Source organism: Streptomyces sp. NBC_00078, from assembly GCF_026343335.1.
In the GTDB taxonomy this organism is placed as follows: Bacteria; Actinomycetota; Actinomycetes; order Streptomycetales; family Streptomycetaceae; genus Streptomyces.
The window spans coordinates 3,539,773-3,557,656 of the sequence record NZ_JAPELX010000001.1 but is presented as its reverse complement, the minus strand read 5'-3'; the positions used below and the strand labels follow the sequence as shown (position 1 = coordinate 3,557,656).

At 70.7% G+C, this 17,884-nt stretch carries 14 protein-coding genes; 4 read left to right on the top strand and 10 right to left on the bottom strand.

From position 1 onward, the window contains the following. Window positions 1-24 precede the first annotated feature (24 nt). The gene (locus OOK07_RS16575; protein WP_266680970.1) at window positions 25-942 is read right to left on the bottom strand and encodes an ABC transporter permease; all 918 of its coding nucleotides are present in this window, start codon (window positions 940-942) and stop codon (window positions 25-27) included. Window positions 943-1,113: 171 nt separating this feature from the next. Between OOK07_RS16575 and OOK07_RS16570 the strand changes: the two genes are divergently transcribed. Together OOK07_RS16570 and OOK07_RS16565 are read left to right on the top strand one after the other, a co-directional pair. Next, window positions 1,114-1,752, top strand: coding sequence for a TetR/AcrR family transcriptional regulator (locus OOK07_RS16570; protein ID WP_266797176.1), 639 nt, complete (start codon window positions 1,114-1,116; stop codon window positions 1,750-1,752). Window positions 1,753-1,848: 96 nt separating this feature from the next. Further along, complete coding sequence (locus OOK07_RS16565; RefSeq protein ID WP_266680966.1) at window positions 1,849-1,983, top strand: hypothetical protein; 135 nt, start codon at window positions 1,849-1,851, stop codon at window positions 1,981-1,983. 50 nt (window positions 1,984-2,033) lie between these two features. On the opposite strand, the gene galE is transcribed toward OOK07_RS16565, so the two are convergent. After that, on the bottom strand, window positions 2,034-3,014 hold the full coding sequence (galE, locus tag OOK07_RS16560) for a UDP-glucose 4-epimerase GalE (RefSeq protein WP_266680964.1): 981 nt from the start codon (window positions 3,012-3,014) through the stop codon (window positions 2,034-2,036). Between the two features lie 72 nt (window positions 3,015-3,086). Then, on the bottom strand, window positions 3,087-4,358 hold the full coding sequence (locus OOK07_RS16555; protein ID WP_266797175.1) for a glycosyltransferase 87 family protein: 1,272 nt from the start codon (window positions 4,356-4,358) through the stop codon (window positions 3,087-3,089). 92 nt (window positions 4,359-4,450) lie between these two features. On the opposite strand from OOK07_RS16555, the gene OOK07_RS16550 reads away from it, so the two are divergent. Next, complete coding sequence (locus tag OOK07_RS16550; protein ID WP_323182961.1) at window positions 4,451-6,064, top strand: glycosyltransferase family 39 protein; 1,614 nt, start codon at window positions 4,451-4,453, stop codon at window positions 6,062-6,064. A 16-nt stretch (window positions 6,065-6,080) separates the two neighbouring features. Here the strand turns inward: OOK07_RS16550 and OOK07_RS16545 are convergent, their stop codons facing one another. After that, on the bottom strand, window positions 6,081-6,572 hold the full coding sequence (locus OOK07_RS16545; RefSeq protein ID WP_266680960.1) for a MarR family winged helix-turn-helix transcriptional regulator: 492 nt from the start codon (window positions 6,570-6,572) through the stop codon (window positions 6,081-6,083). Window positions 6,573-6,694: 122 nt separating this feature from the next. Between OOK07_RS16545 and OOK07_RS16540 the strand changes: the two genes are divergently transcribed. Next, window positions 6,695-7,108: an organic hydroperoxide resistance protein gene (locus tag OOK07_RS16540; protein ID WP_266680958.1), complete on the top strand. Its 414-nt coding sequence runs from the start codon at window positions 6,695-6,697 to the stop codon at window positions 7,106-7,108. Window positions 7,109-7,258: 150 nt separating this feature from the next. Here OOK07_RS16540 and OOK07_RS16535 read toward each other — a convergent pair whose 3' ends face one another. The 6 genes from OOK07_RS16535 to OOK07_RS16510 all read right to left on the bottom strand — a co-directional run bounded on the left by OOK07_RS16535 (window position 7,259) and on the right by OOK07_RS16510 (window position 17,794). Then, window positions 7,259-9,490 (bottom strand): bifunctional glycosyltransferase/CDP-glycerol:glycerophosphate glycerophosphotransferase, encoded by a 2,232-nt coding sequence (locus OOK07_RS16535; RefSeq protein WP_266797173.1) that lies wholly within the window; start codon window positions 9,488-9,490, stop codon window positions 7,259-7,261. 4 nt (window positions 9,491-9,494) lie between these two features. Then, window positions 9,495-11,693: a CDP-glycerol glycerophosphotransferase family protein gene (locus tag OOK07_RS16530; RefSeq protein ID WP_266797171.1), complete on the bottom strand. Its 2,199-nt coding sequence runs from the start codon at window positions 11,691-11,693 to the stop codon at window positions 9,495-9,497. A 156-nt stretch (window positions 11,694-11,849) separates the two neighbouring features. Beyond that, entirely contained in the window at window positions 11,850-14,057 is a 2,208-nt protein-coding gene (locus OOK07_RS16525; protein WP_266797169.1) for a bifunctional glycosyltransferase/CDP-glycerol:glycerophosphate glycerophosphotransferase, read from the bottom strand. Between the two features lie 133 nt (window positions 14,058-14,190). Then, window positions 14,191-15,072 carry a carbohydrate ABC transporter permease gene (locus tag OOK07_RS16520; protein WP_266680950.1) on the bottom strand — a complete coding sequence of 294 codons (882 nt, stop codon included), beginning with the start codon at window positions 15,070-15,072 and terminating at the stop codon, window positions 14,191-14,193. Then, window positions 15,069-16,418, bottom strand: a complete 1,350-nt coding sequence (locus OOK07_RS16515; protein ID WP_266680943.1) for a carbohydrate ABC transporter permease — start codon at window positions 16,416-16,418, stop codon at window positions 15,069-15,071. Before OOK07_RS16515 ends, OOK07_RS16520 begins: the two co-directional genes overlap by 4 nt. Before the next feature lie 8 nt (window positions 16,419-16,426). Then, window positions 16,427-17,794 (bottom strand): ABC transporter substrate-binding protein, encoded by a 1,368-nt coding sequence (locus tag OOK07_RS16510; RefSeq protein WP_266797167.1) that lies wholly within the window; start codon window positions 17,792-17,794, stop codon window positions 16,427-16,429. Window positions 17,795-17,884: the final 90 nt, after the last annotated feature.

The following is a 17,884-nucleotide window of genomic DNA, read 5'->3' as shown; positions in this document are numbered from 1 at the left end:
TCGTCGGTGAACTCGTTGGTGTACTCAGCCACGGCCGTACGTCTCCTCAGCCTTCCAGAAGTAGATGAAGCCGCCGACGCCGGCGAGCAGGGCCCAGCCCACCGAGAACGCCCACACGTGGGGCGGCAGCTGGTGCGCGTGGAAGCTGTCGATCAGGGCGTAGCGCATCAGGTCGATGTAGACGGCGGCCGGGTTGGCCTTGAGCACCGGGGCCAACCAGTGCGGCAGCCCGCTGCCCTTGCCGGTCAGCTTGTCGATGTTCCACATGACGCCCGAGATGTACATCCAGGTGCGCAGCACGAAGGGCATCAGCTGGGCGATGTCCGGCGTCTTGGCGCCCATCCGGGCCATGATCATCGCGATGCCCGCGTTGAAGGTGAACTGCAGTACCAGGGCCGGGATCGCCAGCACCCAGGAGAAGGCGACCGGCACGCCGAAGCAGAGCAGGATGACGACCAGCGCGGCCATCGAGAACAGCAGCTGCTGGAGCTGCTGCAGGCAGAAGGAGATCGGCAGCGCGGCCCGCGGGAAGTGCAGCGCCCGGACCAGGCCGAGGTTGCCGGAGATCGCGCGGGTGCCCGCCATGATCGAGCTCTGCGTGAACGTCCAGATGAACACGCCCGTGACCAGGAACGGGATGTAGTCCGGCACACCCTTCTTGGTGTGCAGCAGGACGCCGAAGATGAAGTAGTACACCGCCGCGTTCAGCAGCGGGGTCATGACCTGCCAGACCTGGCCGAGCTTCGCCTGGCTGTACTGCGCGGTGAGCTTGGCCGTGGCGAACGCCGTGATGAAGTGGCGCCGCTCCCACAACTGCCGGACGTACGCGGGCAGGGAGGGGCGGGCACCGCTGACCGACAGGCCGTGCCGTGCGGCGAGCGCCGCGAGGTCGTCGTCGGCCGGTGCCGGCGCCGGGGGCGGTGTGTGGATGACCTGGCTCACATCCGCTGCTTTCGCTCGGGGGGAGGGGATGTCGGCGTCCGGCCGGCCCGTTGTCCCACGTTTCCTTACGCTTCTCTTCATGTTCTCTTACGTCGGGACGGGACCGTATCGTCGCAACGTGAGCGTAGGCCGAGTTGACGTCGGAACGCAACCGTTTCGTCGTAACGCCCTATGCTGGTCTGTATGACGACGAACGCCGACGAGCCCCAGACGCGTCCGCGCCGCCGTGCGCCCGCCGGGGCGGCCGTACTCCGTGAGGATGTGACGGAAGCAATCCGGGCGGCCGTCTTCGAGGAGCTCGCGGCCGTCGGCTACGCGCGGATGTCCATCGAGGGGATCGCGCGCCGCGCGGGCGTCGGCAAGACCGCGGTCTACCGCCGCTGGCGATCCAAGCTGCACCTGGTGCTCGACGTCGTCTCGGCGATCGCGGTGATGGGCCTGCCGGCGCCGGACACGGGCTCACTGGAGGGCGATCTGCGCCTGCTCTACGAGGTCACCTCGCGCGCCCTGCGCCACCCGGTGGCCTCGCAGATCATCCCGGACCTGCAGGCAGAGGCGGCCCGCAACCCCGAGATCGCCGAGGCGATGCAGAAGACGCTGCGGGAGGGGCAGGAGGGCGTGAGCAGCAAGATCCTGGTGGCGGCCGAGCGGCGTGGCGAGATCCGCGAGGGGTTCGACGACGAGCTGGCCCTCGACCTGATCTCGGGCCCCCTGTACTGGCGCTCGGTCGTGATCCGCAGCCCGAAGCTGCCGAAGGGGTATCTCGGGGCGCTCGCGCGGGCCACCGCGGAGGCCCTCAAGGCATTGTGAGTATCCCAAGGCGCTGTGAGTGAGCTGCGCTCCCTGGCCGCCGGCGGCCGGGAACGAGTCGCCGCGTGCGGTCGCCGGAGTCGAGGCGGGACGGCCGTGGGAGTCGTGATCGCGGAGGACGAGGCCGACGCCCTGCTGGGCGAAGGGCTCGTCCTCAGGCTGGGACTGCCGCCGAACGACAGCGGCCACCGCCGGGTTCCGGCCGTACTGACGTATCTGAACGACCGGTGACCTGACCCGGTCTGTGTCGCCGCCGAGGTCCTTGCCTGTCGAGGCACTAGCTAGCCCCGCGCCGCCTCCGGATGCAGGCGTACCCAGCCCTCCCAGGCCGACGTGATCATGTCCTGGATGTCGTGCTTGGCCTTCCAGTCCAGCTCGGCGGAGGCGCGGTCGGCTGAGGCGACGACGCGGGCCGGGTCGCCCGGGCGGCGCGGGGTGACCTTCGGGGGACGGTCATAGCCCGTGATCGCGTTGATGTGGTCGATCATCTCGCGGACGGAGACTCCCTCACCGCGGCCGATGTTCAGGGTGAGGTCGCGGCCGCGGGACGACCGGAGCGCGCGGGCTGCCGCGACATGCGCCTCGGCCAGATCCACCACGTGGATGTAGTCGCGTACGCACGTCCCGTCGGGGGTCGGATAGTCGGCGCCGAAGATGCGCGGGGGTGCGTTCTCGGTGAGCTTCTCGAAGACCATCGGGATCAGGTTGAAGACTCCGGTGTCCGCGAGCCGGGGGGCCGCCGCGCCCGCCACGTTGAAGTAGCGCAAGGAGGCGGTGGACAGGCCGGTCGCCCGGCCCGTCGCCCGGACCAGCCATTCGCCGGCCAGCTTCGTCTCGCCGTACGGCGACATCGGCACGCAGGGCGTCTCCTCCGTCACCAGCTCCACGTCCGGCATGCCGTAGACGGCCGCGGACGACGAGAACACGAAGGACGGCACCTCGGCCGCCGTCACGGCCTCCAGGAGGACGCGCAGGCCCTCGACGTTCTCCCGGTAGTAGTGCAGGGGCAGGTCCACCGACTCGCCCACCTGCTTCTTCGCCGCCAGGTGCACGACCCCCGTGACGTCGTGGTCCGCGAGCAACCGCCCGACCCGCTCGCCGTCCAGAGTCGAACCCACCACCAGCGGCACCCCGTCCGGCACGCGCTCGGCGATGCCCGTCGACAGGTCGTCGTACACCACGGTCCTCTCGCCCGCCTCGGACATCGCCCGGACGACGTGCGCCCCGATGTAGCCGGCACCGCCGGTGATCAGCCAGGTCATGTACGGCCGTCCCCTCGTCAGTTGGCCTGAGGTGTGCGATGAGGTCGGTATCAGTGAAGCAGGCCCGGGGAGTCATACATGCACGACCGGTGCAGCGCCCCGTGAATCGGGGGACATGCGTGGTGCCTGGGTCCGCTTGGCGGGCGGGGTGGCGGTGGAGCGCCACAGGCGGGTGAAGGACAGTACGGCGGCCGCGGCGAGCAGACCGTTGCGGGCGAGCATCAGGCCGCAGCCCGTCCAGGTGCAGGCCCTGACCTGGGCGTACAGGGTCGGATAGGCGACGACGCTGAGCGCGGTGGCCACCAGGATCAGGGCGGCTGCGGGGCGTTGCACGGTGTGCCGCGAGGTCAGGCACACGGCGGCCGTGCCCAGCAGCCAGATCATGTACTGCGGGCTGATCACCCGGCTGGTGACGGTGAACAGCAGCACCGCGCTCAACGCGGCGTCGTACGGAGTCGCGGGCGTCCAGTGCCGGGCCCGCAGTCGCCACAGGAGCAGCAGCCCGAAGGCGACCGCGGTGAGCGCGAGGGACACGTGCGCGACGGTCCGCACATGCGGTCCCGTGAACTCCAGCGCGCCGTACTGATAGCGGACCTTCCCCGGCCATCCGGCATGCGTGGCCAGGGCGAGCGCCGTGCCGCCGAGCGACTCGATCTGCACGCCCCGGCCGCCCTGTTGCCGCAGGAACGCCAGCGGGTTGGCGAACAGCGCGGAGAAGAGCGCGAGCGACACGGCCCCGGTGGCGGCGGCCCAGGCCCACGCGGAACGCGTCGTGCGCCCCCTCGGGGTCCCCAGCAGCACCAGCGCCGGCCACACCTTCACCAGTGCGCCGAGCGCCGCCAGTGCCCCGTGCGCGCGCGTGGAGCGCGGCAACGTCAACAGGGAGATGACGGCGAACGCCGTGACCTGCACGTCGTAGCGGGCGAGCGGGACGTGCAGGAGGAGCGGGAGACCGGCCACCCACATCACGGCCCCGAGGAGGGTGCGGCCGGTACGGGTGCCCGCGTGGGCCAGCGCCAGCGTGATCGCCGCGTCGGCGGTGAGGGTGAGAGCCACGAAGGCCTGAAAGTAGGTCAGGCCCGGCAGCAGGGCGGGCGACAGCAGTACCGCGCCTGCGCCCGGGGGGTACTGCCACAGATGGTCGTGCGCGGGGAAGGCGCCGTGCGCGAGGACGCCGTACCAGTGGTGGTACAGGCGCCACACCTCCCGCGCGACGCCGCCCCGGCCGAGCAGCGGCGTCGCGTTGTGCGCGAGCAGCCACAGCATCAGGGCACGGGTGGCGAGCCAGGCGGTGCCGAGAGTGAGGAGACGGTGCGTGCGGACAAGGGTGATCGCTGCATTCATCACGGCGGATCGTAAGCCGGGCGAATGGTGTGTAAGAGCTAAAACACAGTCAATCCCCATTAACCGCTCGCCAACCGCACAAAATCAGCCTTGTGGAGATCGAGGACGCGGGGCGGGCGAACCGTCGGTGGGTGCGTGCGGAGATCGTGGCCGTGGCGGTGCCCGTCGCGGTCATACTCGCGATCGGGCTGTGGGGTCTCGACCGAGGCGGCATGTGGGGCGACGAGAGTGTCACCTTCCTGGTCGGGCGGCGGACGGTGCCGCAGATCTGGCAGCTGCTCCACGGGATGGACGCGGTGCACGGCCTGTACTACCTGTTCATGCACCTCGTGCTCGCCGTCCACCCCGGCGAGGTCGTCCTGCGCCTGCCGTCCGTGTGCGGGGCGGCCGCGACGGCCGGCCTGGTCGCGGCTCTCGGCGTCCGGCTGGCCCGGCCGAGGGTCGGACTGTGGGCCGGGCTGCTCTACGCGATCACGCCGGTGACCGGCCACTACGCGCAGGAGGGACGGTCGTACGCGATCGTCGCGGCGGGCGTGGCGGGGGCGACGCTGCTGCTGGTGCCGGCGGTGGAGGGGCGGCCGCGGCAGGGGTGGTGGTGGCGGTACGGGGGGCTCCTCGCCGTGACCTGTCTGCTGCACGAGCTGGTGGTACTGGCGCTGTGCGCGCATGCGGTGACCCTGCTGCTCGCGCGCGTGCCGAGGAGGGTGTGGCTCGACTGGGTGCGGGCGGCGGGGCTGGTGGGGGTCGTGGTGCTGCCCCTGGTGTGGGTGTCGCAGCGGCAGTCGGGGCAGGTGGCGTGGTTGGTCGCGCCCGGGTGGGACAAGGCGGAGGCGCTGGTGGGGGACTTCGCCACCGGTCCGACGGGGGCGGTGTTCTGGGTGTGCGTCCTGCTGATGGTGGTGGGGCTCGGGGCGGGGCGGCCGGCGATGGTCGCGTTCCCGTTGCTCGTGCTGCCGCCGGCGATCCTGATGACCGTGTCGCAGTACCGGCCGCTGTATCACGAGCGGTATGTGCTGTACGCGCTGGCCGGAGCGCCGTTGCTGACGGCCGCAGGCCTCGATCGGGTGGCCGTGGCCCTGGGGCGCCTGCGACCGCTCGGAAGCCGGTGGCGCTACGGCCGTTTCGTCACCCTCACCGGTGTCCTGGCCGTCGGCCTCGCCTTCGTCCAGTGCCTCCCCCTCTACCGGCAGGACCGCTCCGCGGCGCACCGCCCCGAGAACCTCGCCGCCGTCGCCGCCGTCGCCGCCCGTGACATCCGTCCCGGCGATCCGGTGCTGTACCTGCCATCGACCTGGCGGCTCGCGGCACTGACGTATCCGAAGGGGTTCAGTCAGGCCCGGGACGTCGCGCTCCGGGAGCCGGGGCCCCGGTCGGGCACCCTCAGCGGACGCGAATCCGCCCCCGGCGAGCTCCGGGTCAAGCTCCTCGGTGCGGCCCGCGTCTGGGTCGTCGCCGATTCGAGGCTCCTGCGCTCTCGGCTGCGTCAGGGCAAGCCGGCCGACCGCGTCAAGCTCGCGCTCGTGGAGGAGCAGTTCACCGGCCGCGAGAAATACGTCAGCGGTCGCGTGACCCTCCGCCTCTACGTCCGCCGCCCGGCGCGTATGACGGCTTCTCCGCCCGCGGCGGCCCTTGGGGCGACGGCCCGGCGCACCAGCAGCTCACCCTGTCCGCCGCGTGGCTGCGGCGGGTCGCCGCCTCGTCCGTAGTCCGGCGGGTCACGGCCTATTCCTGTTCCGGATGCCCCGCCGACTCCGACGTCACGGCCGCGTCCAGGGCGTCGGTCAGCTCGTCGAGGCGGGCTCGCAGGGTGCGGATCTCGTCGACGTCGAAGCCCGTCGCCGCGGCGATACGGCGCGGTACCTGCACCGCGCGCTCGCGCAACGCCGTGCCCTGCCCGGTCAGCCCGACCTCGACCGAGCGCTCGTCGCGGACGCTGCGCTCGCGCCGTACCAGTCCGGCCGTCTCCAGCCGCTTGAGCAGCGGGGACAGGGTGCCTGAGTCGAGCCGCAGGTGTTCGCCCAGCTTCTTGACCGGCAGATCACCGTGCTCCCACAGCAGCAGCATCACCAGGTACTGGGGATAGGTGAGCCCCAGGTCCTTGAGGATCACCCGGTAGACACCGCCGAAGGCGCGCGAGGCGGCGTGCAGGGAGAAGCAGATCTGCTGGTCGAGGCGGAGCCAGTCGGTCGCGGGGGTCTCGGGCTCGGTGGTCATGTCTCCAGGATAGCTCTTGCGGGCCATTTAGTTGTGCACAATTGAATTGTGTGCTCTACTTATGGCCGTGAGGCGGCCACGGAAGAGCCGCCACAACGTGAACTCGAGAGGGATGGTCATCCATGGACGCGCTCTACACCGCTGTCGCCACCGCCACCCACGGCCGCGACGGTCGTGCCGTCTCCTCCGACGGCAAGATCGACCTCCAGCTCGCCCCGCCGGTGGAGCTGGGCGGCAACGGCCAGGGCACGAACCCGGAGCAGCTCTTCGCCGCCGGTTACGCCGCCTGTTTCGGCAGCGCTCTCGGCCTCGTCGGCCGCCAGGCGAAGGTCGACGTCAGCGACGCCGCGGTGACCGCCGAGGTCGGCATAGGCAAGCAGGGTGAGGGCTTCGGCCTCAAGGTCACCCTCCGCATCGAGCTGCCGGACACCGTGGACGAGGCGACCGGCCGCAAGCTCGTCGAGACCGCCCACCAGGTGTGCCCCTACTCCAACGCCACCCGCGGCAACATCGAGGTCGACCTCGTCATCGAGTAGGCCCCACGGATCACCTGACCCGCGCAGGCACAGGCCTCGCGCCCGGTCAGGGTCCAGCCCAGGGAGAAGCAGGCGCGGACGTCGGAGACCCGGCGTCCGCGCTTCCGTTCGCCCGAGCGCTTCCGCTCGTCCGCGCGGGAACGGCGGACGTCACCTCATCGAGTGGGCCCGTTCAGCGGCCGGGGCGGGCAGCACGGGGGTTGCCGCCGGTTCCGGCATCTGTTCGCAGAGCAGCACCGTCCGTACGACCCGCTCGGCGGCCCGCCCGTCGTCGAACTCGCAAAACCGCTCCCGGAAGCCGGCCCTGAGACCCGCCGACTCCTCGTCCCGCCATGTCTCCGAGGCGAACAGCCACGCCAACTCCCGGTAGGAGCGCGACACATGGCCCGGCGCCTCGGCGGTGATGTCGAAGTAGGCGCCCCGGCTCGCCGCGTACGCGCCCCAGTCGTCGGCGTGGATCACGATCGGCCGGTCCAGGTTGGCGTAGTCGAACATCAGGGCCGAGTAGTCGGTGACCAGTACGTCGGAGGCGAGCATCAGGTCCTCGACGTACGGCTCGTCCGTGGCGTCGATCAGCGCGCCGCGCGCGTGCAGATCGGCGAGTCCGAGCCCGCGCGCCGTGCCGGTGGCCAGGCAGGGGTGCAGGCGTACGACGAGGGTGTGGCCGGCGCCGAGGTCCGCGGCGAACCGGGCCAGGTCGATGCGGTCGACATGCCCGCCGCGCCGGTACTCGCGGCGGGTCGGGGCGTACAGCACGACCGTGTTCCCGGCGGGCACGCCGAGCCGCGCGCGAACGGCCGCGCCGTGGTCCGGCGCCGGGTCGACCAGTACGTCGTTGCGCGGGCTGCCCGTCCGCAGCGAGGTGAAGTGACAGGGATACGCCCGGTCCCACACCAGCTCGGAGTGGCGGTTGGCGACCAGGCTCAGGTCCCAGCGGTCGGCGCGGTGCAGCATCTTCGGCACGCTGAACCCGTGCCGGGCACCGGGCTTGGTCAGGAGGTCGGCGCCCATGTACTTGAGCGGGGTGCCCTGATGGGTGTGCAGGTGGATCTGGCCGGGGCGTTTGACCAGCGCGCCGGGCCAGTTGACGTTGTTCACCCAGTACGTGGCCCGCGCCATGACCGAGCGGTAGCGCTGCGAGCCCGGCGTCACATGGTCGATGCCGGGCGGCAGCGAGTCCACGGCGTCCTCCCGGACCACCCACACCCCGTGGATGTGCGGCGCCAGTTCGCGGGTCTTGGCATGGATCGCGGCCGGGTCGCCGTGCACGCCCGCATGATGCGTCGCCGAGTAGACGGCGAGGTGCGGATCGAGCGGCAGCTTCGACTGGGCCCTGTACCAGGCGTGCTGGGCCGCCGTCGACGCCCTGCCCAGCGTGCGCCTCTTGCCCGCCCCGGCGAGCCTGCGCAGACCGCGCGCCCCGCGCAGTGCCGCGTACGAGGCGTACGGCGCCGAGGCCAGCAGCCGCATCTCCGTGCCGCGGTCGCCGTCCGGCGGGACGAAGCCCTCGGGACAGTGCCGGTCGTGGAAGGCACGCATCTCGCGGTAGAAGTTGCCGCGGTCCATCGCGGTCACCCGGTCCTCGCGGGCGATCACGAACAGCATGTGGTCCAGGGCCCGTTCGAACAGCAGCGGGCGCGCCCAGGCGAGGTCGTCGTGCTCCTCCAGGAACGCGAACAGGCCCTCGTACTGCGTGAAGATGTCGAAGTGCCGGCGCCCCGGGGTCTTGGTGATGGCGCCCTGCCGCCGCTGCCGGTACTCGACGCCGATCCGGTTCAGACAGGCGATGCGCTCGGCCAGCACCATCGACCGGTAGGTGACCGGCGCGTCCTCGTACAGGCCGGGCGCGTACTGCAGACCGTGCTCCTGGAAGAAGTCGCGCCGGTACGCCTTGTTCCAGGCGACCAGGAACAGGTGGACGTACTGCGGGCTCCGACGGAGGTCGAAGACGTCCTGGCCCGCGGCCGCCAGCAGGGTGGAGGCGTCACTGGGGCCGCCCCGCCCCCACCAGTGGGTGCGTACGTGGTCGAAGACCAGGATGTCCGGGTCCTCGGCGCTCATCAGCCGGTCGGCGACGGCGGCCAGCAGACCGGGCGTGTAGAAGTCGTCGCTGTCGAGGAAGAGGACGTAGTCGCCGCGCGCCTCCTCCAGACCGGCGTTGCGGGCCCGGCCGAGGCCGACGTTCTCGGGCAGGTGCATCACCCGAACCCGCTCGTCGCGCTCCGCGTACTCGTCGAGGATCGCGCCGCAGCAGTCGGGCGAGCGGTCGTCGACGGCGATCACTTCGAAGTCGGGGTACGACTGTCCGAGCACCGAGTCGATGCACTCGCGCAGGTAGCCCTGCACCTTGAAGACGGGGACGATGATGCTGAAGCGGGGCACGGGTTCAGTTCCTCACAAGGGCGGGGACCGGGGCCGGGGTGCGCTCGGCGAGCGGGATCACGGGCGGGATCGACTCGGGCGGCTCTCCCAGCAGCACCCGGCGTACGACGCGCTCCGCGGCGCGGCCGTCGTCGAACTGGCAGAAACGCTCCCGGAAGGCGGCGCGCACGGCCGTGGACTCGGCTGACGCCCAGGAGCCGTCGCGAAAGACGCGGGCGAGTTCGCCGGGTGTCCGTGCCACCGGGCCCGGCGGGCTCTCCATCAGGTCGAAGTAGACGCCCCGGGTCTCCCGGTACACGTCCCAGTCGTCCGCGTACACGACGACGGGCCGGTCCAGGTTGGCGTAGTCGAACATGATCGACGAGTAGTCGGTGATCAGCGCGTCGGCGGCCAGGCACACGTCCTCGGAGGAGCGGTGCGCGGTCACGTCGATGATCCGGCCGGTGTTCCGTGCCGTGCCCTGGTCGTAGAAGTAGTGGGCCCGCAGAAGGACGACGACGTCCTCGCCGGCCTCCTCGCAGAAGGCCTCCAGGTCCAGGCCGGTGTCGAAGCCGGTGTGGTGGTCGCGGTGGGTCGGCGCGTACAGGACGGCCGTCTTGCCCTCCGGGATCCCCAGCTCCCGCCGGATACGGGCCACGTCCGCCGCCGTCGCCGTGTAGTAGACGTCGTTGCGCGGATAGCCATACTCGAGCGTTTCGTGCGCGGCCGGGAAGGCCCGCTCCCACATCTGCGTGGAGTGACGGTTGGAGGTGAGGTTGTAGTCCCAGCGGTCGATGCGGGCCAGCAGCTTGGTGAAGCTGCCGGTCGCGGCCGCCACCACGGGATACGTCGCCTGGTCCACGCCCATCTTCTTCAGCGGGGTGCCGTGCTGGGTCGACAGATGCACGCTGCCGGGGCGCTTGACCACGGCGTCCGCGAAGTTGGCGTTGTTGACCAGGTACGTGGCGCGGGCCAGCACGTCCCAGTACTTCGCGCTGCCGATCACCGCGTACTCGATGTCCTGCGGCACGGTGTGCGCCTGGTCCGGCTCGACCAGGAACACCGAGCGCAGATGCGGGGCGAGTTCGCGGGCCTTCGCGTGGATCGCGGCCGGGTTGCAGGCGTAGCCGCGGCCCCAGTAGGCGCAGTACACCGCCAGGTTCGGATCCAGCGGGCGGCGCAGATTGGCCGCGTACCGCAGACGCGTGCGCACCATGCGGGGGCGCGGGAGGTGCTCGGCCGCCTTCGACGCCGACTGGTTGACGCCCCGCAGGGCCCGGAAGGCCGTGTACGCGCCGGTCGCCAGCAGCCGGTGCTGGACGCCCAGACTGCCGCCCGGCATGCGGTGGCCGGCCGGGCGGTGGCGGCGGTACAGCCTGCTCGCCAGCCGGAAGAAGATGCGGCGCTTGGCGGGCAGCCGCTTCGGATGGACGGCGGTCTTCAGCACGGCCGCGAAGAGCTGCTCGAACAGCGGAACCAACCGGTCGGCGGGCAGGCCCTGTTCGGCGGCACGGGTGAGGACCAGCTCGGTCTGGGCGAGGAGTTCGAGATGGTGCTCACCGGGCAGCGCGAGCCGGCTGCCCTGCCTGCGCACCAGATGCCGTACGACGGCCTGGCGCAGTACCGCGACCTTTTCGGCCTTCAGCGTGACCGAGCCTCCGAAGCCGACATCGGTGAAGTGGCCCTCGGGGAAGGTGAGTTGCTGCTCGACGAGGAAGGTCCTGCGGTAGGCCGCGCTCCAGGCGGGCAGCTGTACGCCCGTCAGCTGGGGGACCTGGCCGGGGGAGAAGGCGCCCTCCGGTGTCCTGGAAAGGAGTGGTGCGGCCGGGTTGCTCGGCTCGCCCTCCCACCAGGGGACGCGCTCGTGCTCGACGTACAGGACGTCGACGTCACCGGTCTCGGCCAGGCGTGCGTCCAGTGCCGCCAGGGCGCCGGGGACGAGGACGTCGTCGCAGTCGAGGAACAGCAGATACGCGCCGGTCGCCGCCCGCATCCCGCTGTTGCGGGCCCCGGCCAGCCCGCCGGACGGGGGTGAGTGCACCGTGGCCACCCGGGAGTCCCGCTCGGCGTACCCGGCGACGACGTCCGCCGCGGGCGCGTCGGGGGCGTCGCAGACCGGGATCAGCTCGAAGTCGCCGAAGGACTGGGCGAGCACGGAGTCCAGCGCCTGGGACAGCCGGCCTGTCACCCCATGGGACGGGACGATGATGCTGAAGCGGGGCATTCTGCTCTTTCTGTCGATGTTGCTGCGGGCCCGGGGTGCGTCTCAGCGCGTGCGGCGACGACGCGGCCGCCCGGTGGGACGCCAGGTGGACGGCCGGCTCGGTGTGGGCCGCGACGGGCTGGAGGGCATGCGGGCTCCCCGGAGTGAGAACGGCGTTCAGAGGCTGTCGGTGACGGTCAGGGGCCCGGTGGGTTGCGGCACGGTGGCTTGCGGGGAGCGCGCGAGGGTCGCGGACACCGACGGGACGGGGTGGCGCTCGCCGAGCGGGACGAACGCAGGGACGTCCCGCTCGCCCAGGACGACACGGCGTACGACCCGCTCGGCGGCGCGCCCGTCGTCGTACGGGCAGAAGCGCTCGCGGAAGGCGCTGCGCAGCTGGGTGGAGCGGGAGCCGCGCCAGTGGCCGGTGGCGAAGATGTCGATCAGCTCGTCCTCGCTGCGCCCGACCGCGCCGGGCGCGAAGGCACGCGGGTCGAAGTAGGTGCCGCGGGCCGCCTGGTAGGCCGCCCAGTCGTCGTCGGCGGCGTGGACCACGATCGGGCGGTCCAGATTGGCGTAGTCGAACATGATCGACGAGTAGTCGGTGAGCAGCACGTCCGAGGCGAGACAGAGGTCCTCCACGCTCGGATGGCCGGTGACGTCGATGATCCGCGCGCCCTGCTGGACGGGTCCATGGGTGCGGGCGAGGACGACGAAGCGGGGGCCGAGGCGGCGCAGAAGGCGTTCCAGGTCGAGGGCGGAGCGCTGGGTGCGGCGGTGGTCGCGGTGGGCGGGGGCGTAGAGGACCGCGACGGTGTCGTCGGGGATCCCCAGCAAGGCGCGCAGCCGGGCCACGTCCGTCGAAGTCGCCTTCTGGAACACGTCGTTGCGGGGGTGGCCGTATTCGAGCGTGGTGTAGCCGCCCGGGAAGACGCGCTCCCAGACGAGGGTGGAGTGGCGGTTGGCCGACAGGACGTAGTCCCATGTGTCGACGCGGTCGAGGAGCCTTTCGAAGTCCAGGTCACGTGCTGCGGCCGGGCGTTCCTGGAGGTCGAGGCCCATATGTCCCAGCGGGGTGCCGCGCTGGGTCTGGATCAGGATCTGGCCGCGTCGCTTGACCGTCCCGGGCTCGAAGTCGCTGTCGTTCACGAGGTACTTGGAGCGGGCCAGGGCCGTCCAGTGGGCGGCCGTGTCGGGGCGGGCGAGCCACGACGTGCGGATGTGCGGCGCGAGCGCGCGGAAGGCCTCCTCCAGGGCGCCCGGGTTGCCGCTGTGCCCACGGTCGTCGTGCGCGGCGAAGACGGCGCGGTCGGCGCGCAGCGGGAGCCGGAGCTGGATGCGGTAGTGCAGGCGCAGGATCGTCGCCCTGGCCGTGCGCAGGAGTTTGACGGCGAGCTTGCCCGCCCGGCGGCGCAGGGCCGCAGCCCCCTGCAGCGCCCGGTACGTGCGGTGCAGGCCCCAGCGGATCAGGGCGTGCCGCAGGCGTGAGGGCGGCGGGAGGTGGGCGCCGGGCACGCGGTAACGGCGGTAGTGGGCACGGGCCTTGCGCAGGAACTCGGCGCGGGAGCCGCGGGGCAGACGGTCACGGCGGGCGAAGACCTTCGTCAGATGGTCGACCATGCGGCGGAACAACGCCGGCCGCCAGCAGGCGAGTTCGGGGCGCTCGTCGAGGAACGCGAAGACACGGTCGTACTGTTCGAAGAGGTCGAAGTGCTTACGGCTGGTGGTGCCGAGGATGTTGCCCTGGCGGCGCTGGCGGTAGTGGACGCACACCCGGTCCAGGGTCGTGATCGACTCGGCGGACATCAGGACCGGGAAGGTCCACGGGGTGTCCTCGTAGTAGCCGGGCGGGAAGGTGAAGCCCTCGCGCTCCACGAACTCCCGCCGGTACGCCTTGTTCCAGGCCACCATCAGCAGGGCCAGCAGGCCGGGGCGGTCCTCCAGCCGGAAGGGCTCCGGGCCCTCTTCGGTGAGCTGGGCCGAGACCACGTTGCGGACGGTCTCGCCCGTCCAGTACGTGCGCGCGTAGTCGTAGACGACGACGTCGGGTTCGCCCGTCTCCTTCAGCCGGTCCGCGATCGAGCGCAGGGCGTGCGGGGTGAGGGTGTCGTCGCCGTCCAGGAAGACCAGATAGTCACCGCTCGCCTGCTCGATGCCGGCGTTGCGGGCGCGGCCCAGCCCCTGGTTCTCCGCCAGACGCACGGGGCGCACACGCGGGTCGCGGCCGGCGAACTCGTCGATGATCGCGCCGCATCCGTCCGGCGAGCAGTCGTCGACCGCGATCAGTTCGAGGTCGGGGTACGACTGCGAGAGCACCGATTCCAGGCACTCGTGCAAGTACGCCTGAACCTTGTACGCGGGGACGATGACACTGAACCTGGGCAAGGCACATCCATGGGGTCGGCGCGGACGACTGGGCCTTGCCCGGGAACGGCCGATGGAGTGACTTGGTTACGGTTTCGTACGGCATAAGGGGGACACCGGGTGAACGGCGCCCCCCTTTTCCCTTGCTGTGCGGTTACTTGACCGCGCCCGCCATCACGCCGGACACGAACTGCCGCTGGAACGCGAAGAACACGACCAGCGGGATCACCATCGAGATGAAGGCGCCGGGCGCGAGCACGTCGATGTTGTTGCCGAACTGCCGTACCTGCTGCTGCAGTGCGACCGTCAGCGGCTGCGACTCGGCGTTCGAGAACACCAGCGCCACGAGCATGTCGTTCCACACCCACAGGAACTGGAAGATGCCGAGGGACGCGATCGCCGGTGCGCCGAGAGGCAGCACGACGGTGAGGAACAGGCGGGTCTCGCCGGCGCCGTCCAGCCGTGCCGCCTCCAGCAGTTCGCGCGGGATCTCGGCGAAGAAGTTCCTGAGCAGGAAGATGGCGAACGGCAGTCCGAAGCCGACGTGGAAGAGAACCACGCCGATGATGTCGCCGAAGATCCCGATCTTGCCGAAGAGATCGGCGAGCGGGATCAGCGCCACCTGGACCGGTACGACGAGCAGCGCGACCACCGCCAGGAACCACCAGTCGCGGCCCTTGAAGTCCATCCACGCGAAGGCGTATCCGGCCATCGCGCCCAGCAGCACCACGAGCAGGGTGGCCGGGACCGTGATCCAGACCGTGTTGAACAGCGCGTGGGTGATCGCGTCCTGTTCCAGGAGCGACTTGTAGCTCTTGGCGGTCAGCTGGCTCGGCGCGGTGAACACCTTCCACCAGCCGGAGGTGGCGATGTCGGTCGGGTCGCGGAACGACGAGACCAGCAGCCCGAAGGTGGGCACCAGCCAGAAGAGGGCGACCAGGATCAGGAAGACCCGCATCACCCCGCCTCCCGCGCCGCTCGCCACCCGGGCGGCGAAGGAGCGCTTGGCGCGCACGGTCGTGTCGAGGGTGGTCACCGTCGCTCCTTCCTCAGCCGGCGGATGTTCACGAACATCACCGGCAGTACGAGCAGCAGCAGGATGACGCCGATCGCGCTGCCGACGCCCTCGTTGCCGCCGCCGCCGAAGGACGACAGGAACAGCTGCAGGGCAAGGACGTTGGCGTCGTCCTGACTTGGTTGCGGGGCGATGATGTAGACCAGGTCGAAGACCTTCATCACGTTGATCATCAGCGTGATGAGGACGACTATCAGGACGGGCGCGAGAAGGGGCACGGTGACCCTTCTGAACACCTGCCACTCGTTGGCGCCGTCCACGCGGGCGGCCTCCAGGAGGTTGCGGTCCACGCCCGCCAGGCCCGCCGCGATCAGCACCATCGCGAAGCCCGCCCACATCCACACGTACGCGCCGATGATGGCCGGGGTGACGAGCGTCGGGCCGAGCCAGTCGATGCCGTTGTAGGGAGCGGAGAAGTTCGAGGCGGGGAGCCGCAGTTGGGCCCCGTCGGCCTGCGCCGGGAGGCTGAAGGTGCCGTCCGCGCCGCTCTTGGCGGAGGCGACCACCCTGCCGTCCTTCACGGCCTCCACCTTCACGCCCTTCAGCGCCTTCTCACCCGGGTCGACCTTGCCCTTCGTGCCGCCGCCGCCCAGCTTGAAGTCCAGCCAGACGGTGCCGGTGATGCCGGAACCGCTCGCCGCCCTCGCGTTCTCGGGGGTGCCCGGGAGCTTGTTGGGCGCGATGCCGACCAGCGGGAGCAGGGCCGGGGTGCCGGCGTGCACGGTGCCGGTCGTGGTGAACGAGCCGCCGCCGGACGGCTTGAGGCCGCTGGCCGTCCCGCCGGGACGGGCGCCCGGATACACCGACGACGACACGAACGTGTCATGGACCGACTTGGCGACCGCGTTGGCGGCGCCCAGCGCCGGATCCTGCTCGTACACCAGGCGGAAGATGATGCCCGCGGCGAGCATCGAGATCGCCATCGGCATGAAGACGAGCAGCTTGAACGCCGTTCCCCAGCGCACCCGTTCGGTCAGCACCGCGAAGATCAGACCGAGCACGGTGACCACCGCCGGCGCCACCGCCACCCAGATCGCGGTGTTGCGTACGGCGGTCAGGGTGGCTTCGTTGCTGAAGATGTCGCCGTAGTTCTTCAGCCCCACGAAACCGGAGCCGTCGGCATCGTAGAGACTGCGCCAGACCGAGTACCCGATCGGGTAGACCACGAGCGCCCCGAGAAGCACGAACGCGGGCAGCAGGAACAGCACCGCCACCCACAGCCGAGTCCCCGTGACGCTCTTGCGCGGCGAGACGGGGGGCGTCGGCAGTGCGCCGGCGCCCCCCGTCGAGTTCGCTACGGACGTCATGGCCGCCGTCAGCCGGCCGCGTAGGCCTTGGCCGCGTCGGCCTCCAGCTTCTGCTGGGCGCCGGCGACGTCCTTCGGGTTGCGCAGGAAGTCCTGCAGGTCCTTCCACTCGCCGATGCCCGCCGTGCCGCCGAAGGCCGCAGGTGCCTGGTCGGACATGTCGAACCGGAAGTTGTCACCGGCCCCGATCAGTGCCTTGGCGATCTGGCGGGTGATGGCGTCCTTGTACGTGGACTGGTCCATCTCCTTGTTGGGGGAGAGGACGCCGCCCTGCGCCGCCCAGATCTCGGCGGCGTCCGTCGAGGCCAGGAAGGTCAGCAGCGCCTGCGCGCCCTTGCCGTCCTTCAGCGCCACGGCCACGTCACCACCGCTGACCACGGGTGAGGCGCTGCCGACCGCCGGGAAGGGGAAGACCTTCGCGTCCGTGCCCATCTTCGCCTTGGTGTCGGCATTGATGTTCGCGGCCACGAAGTCGCCCTCGAAGACCATCGCGGCCGGGGTGGAGCCGGAGAAGGTCTGGGTGACCGACTTCGGGAACTCCGTGTTCAGCGCGCCCTTGGTGCCGCCCGCGATCAGGTCGTTCTTGCCCCACAGCTGCCCGAGCGTGGTGAGGGCCTCCTTGACGGAGGGGTCCGTCCACTTGATCTTGTGCGCGGCCAGCTGGTCGTACTTCTCGGGCCCGGCCTGGGACAGGTAGACGTTCTCGAACCAGTCGGTGAGCGTCCAGCCGTCCGCGCCGCCGATCGAGACGGCCGGCGAGCCGGCGTCCGACAGCGTCTGCGCGGTGGTGAGGAAGTCCTTCCACGTCTTGGGCGTCTGTGAGATGCCCGCCGCGTCGAAGGCCTTGGTGTTGTACCAGATCAGGGACTTGTTGGCGGCCTTGGCGTAGATGCCGTACTGCTTGCCCTTCCAGGCACCTAGGTCGACCCAGCCCTTGCCGAAGTTCTTCTCCAGCTGGGCCTGGGCGTCCGCGCCGAGGGGCTTGAGCCAGCCCTTGTCCGCGAACTGGTGCAACACACCCACCTGGGGCAGGAAGGCGACGTCCGGCGGCTTGCCGCCCTGGATCTTGGTACCGAGGAAGGTGGAGGTGTTGTTGCCCGTCGGCACGAAGTTGACCTTGGCGCCGGTGCGCTTCTTGAACTCGTCCAGGACCTTCAGGAAGTTCTCCTGCTCGGGCCCGGTCCAGACGGCGGCGACCTCCAGAGTCTGGCCGTTGAGCTTGGGGAGCGTGACAGTGCTGCCACTGGCGCTCGAACCCCCTCCGCCGTTGTCGCTCTTCTTGTCGTCGCCGCATCCCGTGAGTGCCAGCGCGAGCGCTGCCGCGAGGAGGGCGGCTGCGGGTTTGGCGGCCCTGTGTGTCCCGTTCCTGCTGCGCATTACTGCCCCGTTCTTCGATCTTCGTCGAACGTCGAGCGCTGTCCCGTGCGATCTGGTCTACGCCCGTCCGAATGGGTCGGCAAGTGCGCG

What these genes read in the sequence shown, in the direction of transcription:
- OOK07_RS16570 (WP_266797176.1), top strand. Translation starts at nt 1,114, where the DNA reads ATGCTGGTCTGTATGACGACGAACGCCGACGAGCCCCAGACGCGTCCG.
- galE (WP_266680964.1), bottom strand. Translation starts at nt 3,014, where the DNA reads ATGACCTGGCTGATCACCGGCGGTGCCGGCTACATCGGGGCGCACGTC.
- OOK07_RS16555 (WP_266797175.1), bottom strand. Translation starts at nt 4,358, where the DNA reads ATGAATGCAGCGATCACCCTTGTCCGCACGCACCGTCTCCTCACTCTC.
- OOK07_RS16545 (WP_266680960.1), bottom strand. Translation starts at nt 6,572, where the DNA reads ATGACCACCGAGCCCGAGACCCCCGCGACCGACTGGCTCCGCCTCGAC.
- OOK07_RS16540 (WP_266680958.1), top strand. Translation starts at nt 6,695, where the DNA reads ATGGACGCGCTCTACACCGCTGTCGCCACCGCCACCCACGGCCGCGAC.
- OOK07_RS16530 (WP_266797171.1), bottom strand. Translation starts at nt 11,693, where the DNA reads ATGCCCCGCTTCAGCATCATCGTCCCGTCCCATGGGGTGACAGGCCGG.
- OOK07_RS16515 (WP_266680943.1), bottom strand. Translation starts at nt 16,418, where the DNA reads ATGACGTCCGTAGCGAACTCGACGGGGGGCGCCGGCGCACTGCCGACG.
- OOK07_RS16510 (WP_266797167.1), bottom strand. Translation starts at nt 17,794, where the DNA reads ATGCGCAGCAGGAACGGGACACACAGGGCCGCCAAACCCGCAGCCGCC.